General features: G+C 34.7%; 14 protein-coding genes. 8 read left to right on the plus strand and 6 right to left on the minus strand.

Going from position 1 to position 13,916, the window contains the following annotated elements:
* The 5 genes from GTR01_RS07155 (at position 1) to GTR01_RS07175 (ending at position 2,696) form a co-directional block, all read left to right on the plus strand.
* The gene (locus GTR01_RS07155; RefSeq protein WP_160137174.1) at positions 1 to 291 is read left to right on the plus strand and encodes a hypothetical protein; all 291 of its coding nucleotides are present in this window, start codon (positions 1 to 3) and stop codon (positions 289 to 291) included.
* Between the two features lie 99 nt (positions 292 to 390).
* The gene (locus GTR01_RS07160) at positions 391 to 1,311 is read left to right on the plus strand and encodes a helix-turn-helix transcriptional regulator (protein WP_160137175.1); all 921 of its coding nucleotides are present in this window, start codon (positions 391 to 393) and stop codon (positions 1,309 to 1,311) included.
* A 54-nt stretch (positions 1,312 to 1,365) separates the two neighbouring features.
* Complete coding sequence (locus GTR01_RS07165; protein ID WP_228452177.1) at positions 1,366 to 1,992, plus strand: hypothetical protein; 627 nt, start codon at positions 1,366 to 1,368, stop codon at positions 1,990 to 1,992.
* A complete protein-coding gene (locus GTR01_RS07170; RefSeq protein ID WP_160137176.1) occupies positions 1,993 to 2,424 on the plus strand; it encodes a nucleoside deaminase in 432 nt (143 codons plus the stop codon).
* An 89-nt stretch (positions 2,425 to 2,513) separates the two neighbouring features.
* Positions 2,514 to 2,696, plus strand: coding sequence for a hypothetical protein (locus tag GTR01_RS07175; protein ID WP_160137177.1), 183 nt, complete (start codon positions 2,514 to 2,516; stop codon positions 2,694 to 2,696).
* Between the two features lie 78 nt (positions 2,697 to 2,774).
* Here the strand turns inward: GTR01_RS07175 and GTR01_RS07180 are convergent, their stop codons facing one another.
* The 5 genes from GTR01_RS07180 to GTR01_RS07200 all read right to left on the minus strand — a co-directional run bounded on the left by GTR01_RS07180 (position 2,775) and on the right by GTR01_RS07200 (position 8,598).
* The gene (locus GTR01_RS07180; RefSeq protein WP_160137178.1) at positions 2,775 to 3,311 is read right to left on the minus strand and encodes a GNAT family N-acetyltransferase; all 537 of its coding nucleotides are present in this window, start codon (positions 3,309 to 3,311) and stop codon (positions 2,775 to 2,777) included.
* A 64-nt stretch (positions 3,312 to 3,375) separates the two neighbouring features.
* Complete coding sequence (locus GTR01_RS07185) at positions 3,376 to 4,134, minus strand: type III pantothenate kinase (protein WP_160137179.1); 759 nt, start codon at positions 4,132 to 4,134, stop codon at positions 3,376 to 3,378.
* A gap of 101 nt (positions 4,135 to 4,235) precedes the next feature.
* On the minus strand, positions 4,236 to 6,074 hold the full coding sequence (locus GTR01_RS07190) for a M1 family metallopeptidase (RefSeq protein WP_160137180.1): 1,839 nt from the start codon (positions 6,072 to 6,074) through the stop codon (positions 4,236 to 4,238).
* 200 nt (positions 6,075 to 6,274) lie between these two features.
* On the minus strand, positions 6,275 to 6,742 hold the full coding sequence (locus GTR01_RS07195) for a DUF1572 domain-containing protein (protein WP_160137181.1): 468 nt from the start codon (positions 6,740 to 6,742) through the stop codon (positions 6,275 to 6,277).
* 164 nt (positions 6,743 to 6,906) lie between these two features.
* Positions 6,907 to 8,598: a DUF6909 family protein gene (locus tag GTR01_RS07200; protein ID WP_160137182.1), complete on the minus strand. Its 1,692-nt coding sequence runs from the start codon at positions 8,596 to 8,598 to the stop codon at positions 6,907 to 6,909.
* Between the two features lie 305 nt (positions 8,599 to 8,903).
* Between GTR01_RS07200 and GTR01_RS07205 the strand changes: the two genes are divergently transcribed.
* From GTR01_RS07205 to GTR01_RS07215, 3 genes are all read left to right on the plus strand, one after another.
* Positions 8,904 to 11,099, plus strand: a complete 2,196-nt coding sequence (locus GTR01_RS07205; RefSeq protein ID WP_160137183.1) for a glutamine synthetase III — start codon at positions 8,904 to 8,906, stop codon at positions 11,097 to 11,099.
* 88 nt (positions 11,100 to 11,187) lie between these two features.
* Positions 11,188 to 11,901 (plus strand): hypothetical protein, encoded by a 714-nt coding sequence (locus tag GTR01_RS07210; protein ID WP_160137184.1) that lies wholly within the window; start codon positions 11,188 to 11,190, stop codon positions 11,899 to 11,901.
* 463 nt (positions 11,902 to 12,364) lie between these two features.
* Positions 12,365 to 13,075, plus strand: coding sequence for a C40 family peptidase (locus GTR01_RS07215; RefSeq protein WP_160137185.1), 711 nt, complete (start codon positions 12,365 to 12,367; stop codon positions 13,073 to 13,075).
* A gap of 221 nt (positions 13,076 to 13,296) precedes the next feature.
* Here the strand turns inward: GTR01_RS07215 and GTR01_RS07220 are convergent, their stop codons facing one another.
* The gene (locus tag GTR01_RS07220; RefSeq protein ID WP_160137186.1) at positions 13,297 to 13,878 is read right to left on the minus strand and encodes a pentapeptide repeat-containing protein; all 582 of its coding nucleotides are present in this window, start codon (positions 13,876 to 13,878) and stop codon (positions 13,297 to 13,299) included.
* Positions 13,879 to 13,916 lie beyond the last annotated feature (38 nt).

Raw genomic sequence — 13,916 nt, forward strand, 5'->3', positions numbered from 1 at the left:
ATGAATTATACTGAAGAAAAAATATTATTAAAAGCAAAAAAGGTTTTAAAAGATTTGAACCCTGCTTATTTTAATGAAGGAAATATCAGCAAAGTGGTATACAACGAAAAAGATGAAGTAGCCAGACCTGCTGGTGAAATTATCAATACCTGGGTGGTTATTATAAACGAACCTGTTTTTGATTCACTTGATTTTTTGGTTTTTTCAGATATTACCGGAGAACCATTGTATATACAGTCCAAACATTCAATTCATGAAATTAAAAAAGACAATAATGGAAATTATCATTAAAAATCAATATATTATTCATGATATATTTTCCTACAAAAAAATAAAACACGACACGTTTTGTCGCATTAAGCCCATATATTTGTGGTACAAAATTTTACCATGAAGAAAGATTTTTATCTGACAAGATATGCCTTAATTATTAAAAGATTAGAAAGTTCTCCAGCTACCTATTCACAGCTGGAGGACTATCTTTTAAATTCTTTTGAATTTCAGGATGCCGGGATCAAAAGCTACTCTATCCGTACCTTGCAGAGAGACATCCGTGAGATATCTGATCTTTTCAACCTTGCCATCCACAATAAGAAAAAAGGGGATAACAGATATTATATTGAGAGTCGTCCCATTATGGAAGTGGATGAATACAATCAAAAATTACTAGAATCTTTCCAGGTAAGTAATGCACTGAATCTCCACCCTGATTTTTCAAATTTCATTTTCTTTGAAAGCCGTAAACCAACCGGGATAGAGCATTTTTATGATTTATTCTTTGCTATCCGTAACAAAAGAGTGGTAACCTTTGAACATTACAATTATAAAAACAAGCTGATGACCTCCAGAAAGGTTCATCCTTTAGCCTTAAAAGAATCCAAAGACAGATGGTACCTCATCGCCATTGATACTAAGGATAAGATTTTAAAATCATTTGGACTAGACAGGATCAATTACCTGGATGTGGCTAAAAACCAATTCCGAGAAAAATACAAATATAACTTCAGAGAACACTTTAAAAATGCTTTCGGAGTGATGAATCTGGCAGAACAGAAACCGCAGAATATTGTCCTAAAATGCAGCCGCCATCAGGGAGAATACATCAGAAGTTTTCCGCTTCACCAATCCCAAAAAGAGACAAAAGAAACACCGGAAGAAATCTATTTCGAGTTTTTCCTCCACCCGACCTATGACTTTATGCAGGAGATTTTATCTTTTGGAAAAGAAGTAACCGTTTTAGAACCGAAAGGTTTAGTTGATGACATTCGTACTCATCTTCAGGAATCATTAAACCGCTATCTTGAAAGCTAAGAGATCATAAATGGTTCTCATATTTTTTAATTATATTTACATAAATATACCCTATTGAGAACATTATTCATTTCCATCTTTTGTATGATTTCTTCATTTTGCTTATCTCAGCAGAAGGAAGAATTCCGATTGGTAAAAAACTATTACAATCAGCACAGAAGTATGCTGAATAATGAATTCAAGAAAAAATTTGATGCAGAATCCAACATTCTTAAAAAGGATGCCATAAAAGGCGACTTTCTTTTTTTTATGAAAAAGATGGACAGCATTGAAAACACGGCTCTGATTGGGGCTCTACTGAGGGTAAGAAATATTGAAGATATTAAGACTCTAAAACTAACCGAAGGAAATACTCAGGATCTTGGTGATAAATCTGCCAATGTAGAAAAAGTCGCTGATTATCCTGGAGGAATGAATACTTTAAGGCAAGAAGTTGCAGGTCTTTTGTATGTAGACGGTGTTAATTCTGATTTAAAAACAGTAAAAACAGATGTTGTTTTTATTGTTGAAAAAGATGGAAGTATCAGCAATGTTCATGCTCAAGGTGATAATTTCACTTTCAACAGACAAGCTGAGATTGCCCTCTACTCTATTGCTGAAAAGTTCTCTCTCGCACTCGTTAAAGGAGATCCGGCAAGATTTCGTTTCAGAATTCCTTTAACATTAACGATGACAGATTAGATGTTTACTGACGAATATTATATGAAAATGGCTCTGCAGGAGGCAGAAGCAGCTTTGGAACAAGATGAAGTACCCATTGGATGTGTAGTGGTTTCCAACAACCGTATCATTGCAAGAGCTCATAACCTTACTGAAACCTTAAATGATGTCACTGCTCATGCAGAAATGCAAGCTATAACTGCTGCAGCTAATTTCTTAGGAGGCAAGTATTTAAAAGACTGTACATTGTATGTAACGATGGAACCATGCGTTATGTGCTCAGGAGCTCTTTCATGGTCGCAGATCTCTAAAGTGGTCATCGGAGCAAGAGATGAACAAAGAGGATTTATCAACAAACATCTTTCCTTACACCCTAAAACAGAAGTTATTACAGGCATTATGGAAAATGAATGCTCTGCCATCGTTAAAGACTTCTTTAAAAGCAAAAGATAAGACCTCTTTTTATCACTTCATATTGAACAAATAAAGCACAAGGAATCAAATAATTAACTACATTTGATATCCATTCAAATTAAAACAATATGAAAAAGTTAACAAGAAAAGAAACAGCCCAAATTAGTGGTGGAATCCGTCCTGATCAATGTTTTTACATTGACGACAATGGAGAGACCAAAAGAGGCTGCAGAGTCTTTCCATTTCAGGATGATAGTGGCGTATGGGTTTACCCATTAAAAGATTGTAATTCATGTACAGGAGACCTTTAATCATCTTTTGGACAAACATAAAAAAATCAGAGAACATAATGAATGTTCTCTGATTTTTGTTTTATAAAGCTGCATCTGTTAATCTTTAAAGATAGAATACATTGCAAGATCATGGTATTCCCCATCTTTTTTGGCATGTTGTTTTAAAAGAGCTTCCTGCACCATTCCTATTTTCTCCATAATTTTTCCGGAAGCAGGATTATGAAGGAAGTGAGTTGCGTAAATCTTATTGAGTTCTAAGTCTTTAAAACCAAAATCTACAATAGCTTTTGCTGCTTCGGTAACATATCCTTTGTTCCAATAAGGAATTCCAACCCAATACCCTAATTCAGCTTTATCATCATCTCTGTCATGAAGTCCGATAGCTCCTATAAGCTCTTCTTCTTTATTTCTAATTCCGAAAGTGAAACCGGTCTTACCTTCAAAAGCCTCTTTAGACATTTTTACCCAAAGCTTAGCATCATTTTCTGTATAAGGATACGGAATATTAGAGGTAAGATCAGAGTAAATTCTATGTTTAAGAAATTCAACGATAGCAGGAATATCCTTCTCTTCCAATTGAGAGAGAATCAGTCTTTCTGTTTCTAATCTCGGAAATTCTTTTAATTCTTTCATATTGTATTCATGGTTGTATTTTGAGTATAAAGCTGAGTTTATCTCAATTGTTTATGGATGATGCTTATAAATCTTTTCCAAGGAAATAAAGTCCTTTCAGGGTATGCAGCCTGTCCATTACATGGATTTTTTCCGTTAATGGCTTGTATACATGAGAAACCCCACCTGTTGCCACCACGAAGCAATCATCATTCACCTCATCATTAATACGGGTAATAAAACCTTCTACCATTCCAAGGAAACCATATACCATTCCACTTTGCATACAGGTAACGGTATCCAGGCCAAGCACTGATTTTGGTCTTTTCAGTTCAATTTCAGGAAGCTGAGCCGTTTGGCTGATTAAAGAATTTAAAGAAGTTACAATTCCCGGAGCAATAATGACACCCAAAGTTTCCCCAGTTTCTGCAACACAGCTTGCCGTAAGGGCAGTTCCGAAATCAATAACAATCTTTTTTCTATTAGGATAAAGATTATGAGCAGCTACAAGATTGGCGTAAATATCCGTTCCCATCTGCTTTGATTTCGCCTGCACTCCAGACGGAGTGGTACGATCAACAATTACCGGAGTAATTCCGTGGATCTTCTTGATCCCTGAACTCATCACTTTGGTAAGCTGAGGTACTACAGATCCAATAATTACTTTCTGTATTTCTTTTGGTTCAACTTTATAAGTCTGATAAAGCATCAGCATCTGTACATAAAGCTCGTCTGCCGTTCTGTAAGGCTTTGTATTGATTACCCAGGAAATATCACAATTATCACCATTAAAAAGGCCGAATCTGATATTGCTGTTCCCTACATTGATTACAATTGAATTCATTTATATTTACAGGCTAGGATTTGAAAAAATTTGAGTCCCAAATTTATAAAAAAATAAAAGGAGTATTTACAAATACTCCTTTTATCTCTATGTTTATCTTTTTATTTTACTTCTACAAAGTTATCTGCCATATTAACATCTGCTAGTCTCTGGCTGAAATCAATCCCTAACACAGACAATTGAGATTTTGTATAAGGAACAGTGATCGTATACTCTTTCTGAGTCCAAGGCCAGTAAGGCATTGTTTTGAATTCACCGTAAGCATCTTTTTCTTTCCAAGTATGTGTCATATTCAATGGAATCTGATACGTAACAATCTTCTTATCGGTTGTCATCACGCTGAAATCAATTGGCATAGGAACCTGACCGTTATTTACAAGGGTAATTGTAGTAGATTTTGCATCATACTTTACATCCTTAATTCCATAATCAATTGTTTTCGTTGTATTGATCCAGTAATTGTGGAACCATTTTAAATCCATTCCTGATACTTTTTGAGCAATGTGAAGGAAATCCCTGTCTGATGGGTGTTTCATACTCCACTGATCATAATACTGCTTTAAAGTTTCTGCAAGATTCTGCTCTCCCATAATATATCCTAATTGTACCAGATACAATTCACCTTTTACATAAGAAGCGTACGTATAAGCAGTTCCGTTATCATGATGATCACCTAACCAAACTGCAGGCTCCTCGATTCCTTTTTTAATAAAGTTTCTATAAGCATCCAATCTTTCAACAAAAGGATTAGGCAATTGCTCAGGAAATAACTGATGCATGGTATACCCTTCTGCATAGCTTGTAAACCCTTCATCCATCCAAGGACGTACAGATTCGTTAGTAGCAAGCATTTGCTGATACCAAGAGTGAGAACCTTCGTGAGCCATCAAGCCCATTAAATCTTTAATATTTTTAGCTTCTCCAAGAATCATGGTACACATTCCGTACTCCATTCCACCATCACCTCCTTGAATAAAGGCATACGTAGGGTATACATACTTTCCGAAATGAGAATTCATGATTTGGAAATACTTCGTAATATAAGGCTGAGCTTCTCCCCAAGCTTTAGTTTTATCATTTTTCTGATATACTAAATACACTTTTGGCCCTTCCGGAACATTAAAGCTTTCTACAGAATAATCTCTGTCTGCGCTCCAAGCAAAATCTAGAATGTTCTTTGCCGTCCATCTCCAGGTAACTTTTTTATCTTTTTCTGCTTTGATCTTCGCAGCAGCGTCGTATCCTTTTACTTCAGCTGGATTTTCAAGAATTCCTCCTGCTCCTACTACATAGTCTTTGTTGATCTTAATATTTACATCAAAATCGGAGAACGGAGCATGGAATTCTCTTCCCAGATAATCAAAAGTTGCCCAACCGTCATAATCATACTCTGCAATTTTTGGATACCATTGCGTCATTGTCATGTCTACTCCCTCTCGGTTGTTTCTTCCACTTCTTCTGATCTGCTGAGGAATTACCGCATCCCAATCCATGGTAAAAGTTGTTGTTGAGTTGGGTTTAATAGGTTCTGCCAGATAGACTTTCATAATGGTTTCCTGAACTTCAAATTTCAGATCTTTACCATTCTGTTTGATCCAGTGAATATTCTGAGCTCCCTCCTGATCTTTAGGAATTGTAGACAATGTTGAGATCCCATTTTTCTGCAACCTTCCGTCACCATTTTTTCCTTGAGAAGAAACCCTCTGATCCATCATGGAATTAGGCTTAAAAGCATTCCAATACAGGTGGAAATAAACCACATTCAGCTCATCCGGTGAGTTATTGGTGTATTCTAAGGTCTGTTTTCCCTGATAAGTAAATTTTTCAGCATTGATATCAATATCCATCTTGTACTTTGCAGCCTGCTGATAATAAGCTCCTTGCTGAGCCTGGAATTGTGAAATGATAAACGCAAAAATGATTGCAGCCGATTTTCTCATTTAAAATTTTATTTTTTCTAAAGGTAGGTAATTTAAACAAAACCCTCAAATACGGAATTATAGGAGGGTTTTGTACTGTTTTAATATGCTTTTTAGATACTCTTTTATTCGATTTGTTAAATAAAATTTAAAATATTTTTTACCCGCAGATTGTACAGGCTATCATAGATGAGTATGAATATATCTATCCAACTAATACATTACTTTTGTAATAATTTCTTGATCAGACTAATCTGACCTAAATGATAATAGGCATGCTCAATCATTCCATCAATATTTCTCTGATAGGTTCCATACTTTTCATCTACAAATACCTTATCAAGTTTGGTGTCCGACATCTTTTCCAATAGTTCTGCAAATTTTTCAGAATCCAGCCACAGTTTATTTAACAAGTTTTCCCATTGCTCCTGAGACTCTATAGGTGGAAGATCAAAACTGTATTTGTCTTTTATTTCCAGATTTCCCCCTTCAAAAACAGGGATAATTCCGGCAATATAATAATCAATATGAAAAGTGAGCATGGCAATGGTATTTAAAGAACCAACCTTTGTTACAGCTTGTTCCCAGGAAACATCAGAAAGCTGATTCTTAAAATTGGTATTGGCAATCCAAAGACCATCAAGCATGACCTCTCTGAATCTTTTGACTAATTGTGATACGGAACTCATAGTAAATTATGTTTTTCTAAAGATAAGTAATTAAAATGTTGATTTTTAAACTCTCGCGGATTTTGCAGATAACGCAGAGCTTTAAACCTTGTCAAGGTTCTCTTTAAAAAAAAACCTCAACTGTAAAAAACAGCTGAGGTTTATATTATCATTAGAAATTATAATTATTTCTTAGCAGAAGCTTCTTTTTTCCCGCTTCTTAGGATCTTTTCAAGAATTCTTAAAGTAATCAGATAGGTTGGTTTTACTCCCGTAAGTCCTAAACCTCCTGAAGATAGAGTGCTTCCTGTTTCCAAAGGATTATCTGAAGCGTAATAAGCATAGCAAACGAACAGATCTGGTGAAATATGGTGTCTGATCTTAGATGCTACCTGAATCGCTTTCTGATAATGAGCACCTTCCATTTCAAGGCCAATTGCTCTCCATGAAGTATTCATAAAGTAGGATAAGATATCCTTATTCTGAAGCGATGTTCCTAATACAGTGATCATCGGCCCTTCAAAAGCTTTCAGCTCATTATCCTTAAAATCATCAAGTTTCAATGCATTTTCAAAAGGATAGTTATCTGCAGTTCCTTCAAAAATATGAGAAGTCGGGATCATAATATCTCCTTTTTCTCCGGTAAGGATTCCTGCTTTCCCCATAATGGAAACAGATTTTACATGCATCATGTATACTTCTCCTTTATGCTCAAAAGGTTTCAGCAATTCGTCCATTACTTCAAAAGCTTGCTCTCCGAAGGCATAATCGAATACCATTATTACATCATTTCCGGTAAACTTGCAATCTGCAAATGGGGTATTCTTTAAATCTGTTTTGCTAAGATCGATGATCTGTACATCAATATTACTTCCACTTTTATCAGCAATATGAATCATCCCTTCATCTAAAGCATATTTCAATACTTTATCACGAAGATCTTTTTTATTGGAAATCTCTTCGTACAGTTTATAATCCACTTCATTATGATGCTTCTTTTTAAGAGCCTCATTCGCATACAGCATATTTTTTACAGAGTGCATATTCGCTGAAATGATATGCAATGGGCGGTTATGAAGATTATTTTCAAATAAAACTTCTTTCACTTTATTAGCCCATTTCTCACCAAAATAGTGATGCCCTACTCTTTCTTTTAATATAGCACTGAAATGAATTTCTCTTTCCGTAGTTCCTTTTGCGTCTTCAAGACTTACTTTTCCTAAGTTGTAAATGATTTTAAATAAACGGTCAGGATTATTATCATCTCCAAAAGTATTGTAAGCTCTTAATGTTTCGTCAAAAGATCTTCCTATTAAAGACGAAAGGTGGATCAATGCCACTTCTTTTTCTTTTCTGCTGAATTTTTTCTCTCCTTTCACGACCTCTTCAATAATTTTGAAGGCACGTGTTGGTTTCCAGTTTTCATCTTGGATGAATGCCAGGTTACGGATTTTATCAGCTTCTATAAATAGGAATGTTAAATGGGTAAGAATGTCATAAATTTCGGAACGACCCAAAAGAACCTCAATATTCATCTGGTGTTCGTCTATTCTATAACAGTTTCTTCTTCTTTTCTTTGGAACAATAGGTTCGAAACTTCCTTTATCAAACCCTTCATCAGATGTAAGATGAATAAAAGCACACTCCTCAATCCCTTCCGGAAGCCTGTCTAATACATACATTAAACCATCAAGTTCCAATTTGTTCGGAATATTCATGGTACCGTAAATTTCCGGATTGATGGTTTTCAACAAGCTTCTGATACTTTCTCCTGAAACACCTCCTGGCTTGAAAAATCCTCTATAAAATAAGTGTCTCATAGAGATGTATAATCTTTCAATAGCCTCTGTTGTTTCTCTTGCTCTAGAATTTGTCATAAAATAAATTTCACACAAATATACGAAATCTTTGTCCATTTTATTTTAACTATCTTTTAATAAGTAGCTTAAATTCGCATAGGATTACAGAATGTTTCATATAAAATGTATTTACAGGTACACCCCCTTCAAAAACGCCCTTGAATATTACATTTTGACTCGCAAAAAAACAAACACCCCATTTAAAAACCACCAAACAAGTGTTTAATTTATGCAAAATTTGAAAACACCCCTAAATTTTTTAGGGTCAAATCATTTTCGTTTCATTTTTTTTGTAAATTTGCCCTATCAAAATTCACCCAAATATGTCAACCTTAAGATTCAAAGCATTAGAAACTCTTCCATTTAAGGATTTCAGAAAAGACAACACTGTCGAAATCCCTGCAAAATTATCAGAACTATTCTGTCAAAATGTTTTCTCAGAAGAAACAATGAGAGAATATTTAACGAAAGAAGCATTCCAGTCTATTATGGATGCGGTAAAAAAAGGGACTAAAATACAGAGACACATTGCAGATCAGGTTGCTGTAGCAATGAAAGACTGGGCAATGAGCAAAGGAGTAACACACTACACTCACTGGTTTCAGCCTTTGACAGGGACAACTGCAGAAAAGCACGACTCTTTCTTCACTCCTATCGAAGGGGGTAGAGCGATCGAAAGATTCAGCGGAAACTTACTGATTCAGCAGGAACCGGATGCATCTTCTTTCCCGAATGGAGGAATCAGAAATACTTTCGAAGCAAGAGGATATACTGCTTGGGATCCTACTTCTCCGGCATTTATTATGGGAACTACATTATGTATTCCATCGATCTTCATTTCTTATACCGGAGAAACATTAGATTACAAAGCACCTTTATTAAGAGCTTTAAATGCTGTGGATGAGGCTGCAACCAACGTAATGCAGTATTTTGATAAAAATGTAACAAAGGTAACTCCTACTTTAGGTTGGGAGCAAGAATACTTCCTGGTTGATTCAGCGTTATATCAATCACGTCCGGATCTTGTATTAACAGGGAAGACATTATTAGGACATTCTCCGGCAAAAGGACAACAATTAGATGACCACTATTTCGGTTCTATCCCAACAAGGGTAATGAACTTTATGAAAGAATTGGAAATCGAGTGTATGAAGCTTGGAATTCCTGCAACAACAAGACACAACGAGGTAGCTCCAAACCAATTTGAGCTGGCACCGATGTTTGAAGAGGTAAACGTTGCTGTAGACCACAACTCTTTATTGATGGATATCATGGCAAGAGTAGCTCACAAACACCACTTCCATATCTTATTCCACGAAAAACCATTTGCAGGAGTAAACGGAAGCGGAAAGCACAACAACTGGTCTTTAGCTACTGACACTGGTGAAAACCTATTAAGCCCAGGAAAAAACCCTAAGAAAAACCTACAGTTCTTAACATTCTTCGTGAACACCATTAAGGCTGTTCATGAATATGCTGACCTTTTAAGAGCAAGTATTGCTTCTGCAAGCAACGACCACAGACTGGGTGCTAACGAAGCACCACCGGCAATTATCTCTGTATTTATCGGAAGCCAGTTGTTCAGTGTATTAGAAGAACTTGAAAAAGTAACCAACGGAAAATTATCTCCGGAAGAAAAAACAGAATTAAAATTAAATGTAGTTGGAAAAATCCCTGAAATTCTATTGGACAACACAGATCGAAACAGAACTTCTCCATTTGCATTTACAGGAAATAAATTTGAAATCAGAGCGGTAGGATCATCTGCAAACTGTGCAGAATCTATGACTGTAATGAACACCATTGCAGCAAAACAATTGCGTGATTTCAAAAAAGAAGTAGATGCTTTAATCGAAACAGGATTAAAGAAAGATGAAGCGATCTTCAATGTATTAAGAGAATACATCAAACAATGTAAAAACATTATGTTTGAAGGTGACGGATATTCTGATGACTGGGCGAAAGAAGCTAAGAAAAGAGGATTAAACAACCTTAAAACCACTCCAGAAGCTCTTAAGCAGGAAATGGATAAAAAATTCCTTGATCTTTATGAAGAAATAGGAATCTTTAACCACAGAGAAGTTGAAGCTAGAAACGAAATCAAATTAGAGAAGTACTCTACTGTTATTGATATTGAAGCAAGAGTGCTAAGTGATATCGCAAGAAACCACATCATTCCTTCTGCTTTAAATTATCAGAACAGATTAATTGAGAACGTTAAAGGTCTTAAGGATATCTTCGGAGATAAAGAATTCAAGCCATTGGCAAAAGAACAGATGAGCTTAATCACCAGCATTTCTGAAAACGTTTCAAAAATCAAGCTGGGCGTTGAAGATCTTATCAAAGCCAGAGAAGCGGCAAAAAGCATATCAGACAGCCAAAAGCAGGCAGAAGCGTACTGCAACAAAGTAAAACCTTTATTTGATGGGATCAGAGAAGCTTCTGACAATCTTGAAATGATGGTAGACGATGAGCTTTGGCCAATGACAAAATACAGAGAGATGTTGTTTACAAAATAACTCTGTAAAGTTCCATATTAGTTTAAATTCCTCAGTTTTCCTGAGGAATTTTTTTTGACTAATCACAATTTTATAAAACTAATCAACAATGGATAGATTTAAAGAAACAATCAACAATCATATTAATCTCATAAAAGAGTATTCCTCTTTTTTATTCTTATTAGTATCATTTTTAGGAGGAGCAAAACAATTTATTACTTTGTGTTTTTATTCTCCGTCTCTTGTCCAATATTTTTCACTATCTCAAGTACTGATAGATGGTGTTGGCATTACGATAAAGACAATTATTTTCTTCGCATCAGTTTTCATAGGTATTATAACTTATCAAATCTTTCCTAAAATCATTCGTAGATTTTTCATTACAATAGCATGTATATTTATAATTTTCTTTTTAGCATTAACAATACTTCCCGCCTATACTCCAATGGCCCACTTAATTTTCCAAACAATATTTATTATCTCAATTGGTTTTTTATTTGGCATAACTGATCACTTAGTCGAAATAAGTAAAAGAAAGTCTATAATTATTACCTGCATATATGGACTATTCACTATAATATCGGATCATCAACAACCTGATGATTTAATAAATATCAATAATCACAATATCGTTGTAAATAAAAAATTTCCTAATGCCACTCTTCTGTATTCCAATGATACATACTTATTCTACGGAGTTCCTAAAGATCCCAATAAAAAAATCATGAATATTGGTTTCTTACTCCCCCAAAAACCAGAAAACTTTGTAGTATGTAATTTTTATGTTGAAAAAAAGGATGTATTATTTGAAGAAAACAAATAAACAATTTACGGAATTATTAAACGCGATATAATCAATCCTCTTTGTTAAAAACATCAACAGCTCTTAATAAAAAAGGTTAGTCATTTTAAATTTTATCCGTTAAGAGACTTAATATTGACAACAGCAAACCCAAAAAGCCTGGAAAGCCTATCAATTCTAGGTTTTCAGAGATTTTATTTTGTTTTTTTAACAGCACTGAAAATTAGAGTTTTAAATTCCAAAACGTGATTTATAGAAGAATATCGATAGATTTTGTTAAAGAATCTTAATAAAAAAAACCGCAGGCTTGCCAAAAATAGGCAGTTGCGGTTTATTTTTCTTTAACATATGTAAATAATATGTTAAATAGTGTTAAAATGAGATCCTGACAATTATCATATCAGGGGTCTTTTGCTCGGAATCTCTACTTTTGTAATGCTTTTGAAAATAAATATTCCATTTTAACACGGTTAATCAAATATATATGAAGAAAAGAGTTTTGTTTTATTTAGTTGCTTTAGTTACTACAGTATCATTGCAATCGTGTGCTACCAATTATGTAGTTTCAAAACCAGCAACTTACAGTAAAGAATACAAAACAGATGCCAAACTAGCTTCTATTGACAACAAAAAAATGGAGCAGGATAAGCAGAAATTGATCGACTCTTTCCTTGCTGAAAAGGCTGCATCTATAGCAAACGCTAAAAAAGCTGTTAAGAATTCTGAGATTGCAAAGGCAATCAAACATAATAAAACCATTGATGGTATCTTAGAAGAAGCTGAAACATACCTTGGAACTCCTTACAGATATGGAGGAACTACAAGAAGAGGTATTGATTGTTCAGCTTTCGTTCTTTCTGTATTTGGGGCTGCAGCAGGTCTTACTTTACCAAGAGTAGCGGCTTCTCAGGCTCAGGAAGGGGAAAGAATTGAAAAAGGAGACTTACAGAAAGGAGACTTAATCTTCTTTTCTCATGGAAGAAGAATTTCTCACGTAGGTATTGTAGAAAGTGTTACTGAAGAAGGGGAAATCAAATTTATCCACGCAGCAACATCTAAAGGAGTAATGGTTTCTTCACTGAATGATTCTTATTGGGGGCCTAAATTCAGATTCGCAAAAAGAGTAATCAACGAAGAAGGGGAAGCTTATAATAATCTAGCTTCTACTACTCAAGCTACACCAGCAAATTTTTAATTTTATAAATAATTGATTTAAATAATGAAGCCATCAGAATTCCTGATGGCTTTTTTATGTGTCATACTTTCTATTAAGTGTCGGCTAAAGCCAATGGAATATTTTTTATATAAAAAGCGGGCTAAAGCCCGCTTCTATTGAATTTGATGAGTAACGTTTAAATACCTTCTGGCTAAAAAAGGTTCTCAGAAATATCAGCAGCATATATATGCCTTCAGAACCTAGCTATTCCTGTCTATTTCTATATCCAGTTTATACAAGAGTCCATATACTTCTGAAAGCGAAAATTTGGCCTTTTTAAGCCTATTTAAAGCAGGATCTATTGAATAGTTAACAGAAGTCCTCAAATCTGCCTTTTCAAGATTCGTATTATCGAATATGGCTCCTGACAAATCACAATGACTCAATAGTGCATTAGACAGGTCGCATTCAGCAAAATCAACTTCTATAAGCTTAGAATTTTTGAAAACAGTTTTCTTTATAGAGGTTTGATAAAAGACAGAATTATGAAGAGAGCATCCCTCAAATGTAAAAGACAAACCAAAACCGTTACAATCATTAAATTGCAGGCCAAGCATTTTACATTCTTTAAAAAAGACATCACGGAATGCTGTTGAGATTAGTTTTGCCATACTTAGATTACACTCCATAAATTCACAGTCTGTAAAACTAAAACCGGATAAATCCGCGTATTCAAAACTGCAGTTCTTAAAAGTACAATTCTCATACTCCCCTTTATCCAAAGGAAATTGAACAAAATCTGTATTTTCAAAATTCTGATCTAAAATATAAACATCTTTCATACTATGTAATCATTTACAGCAATAGCCATCTGTTCCAC

The organism is Chryseobacterium sp. c4a, from assembly GCF_009900745.1.
Taxonomy (GTDB): domain Bacteria; phylum Bacteroidota; class Bacteroidia; order Flavobacteriales; family Weeksellaceae; genus Chryseobacterium.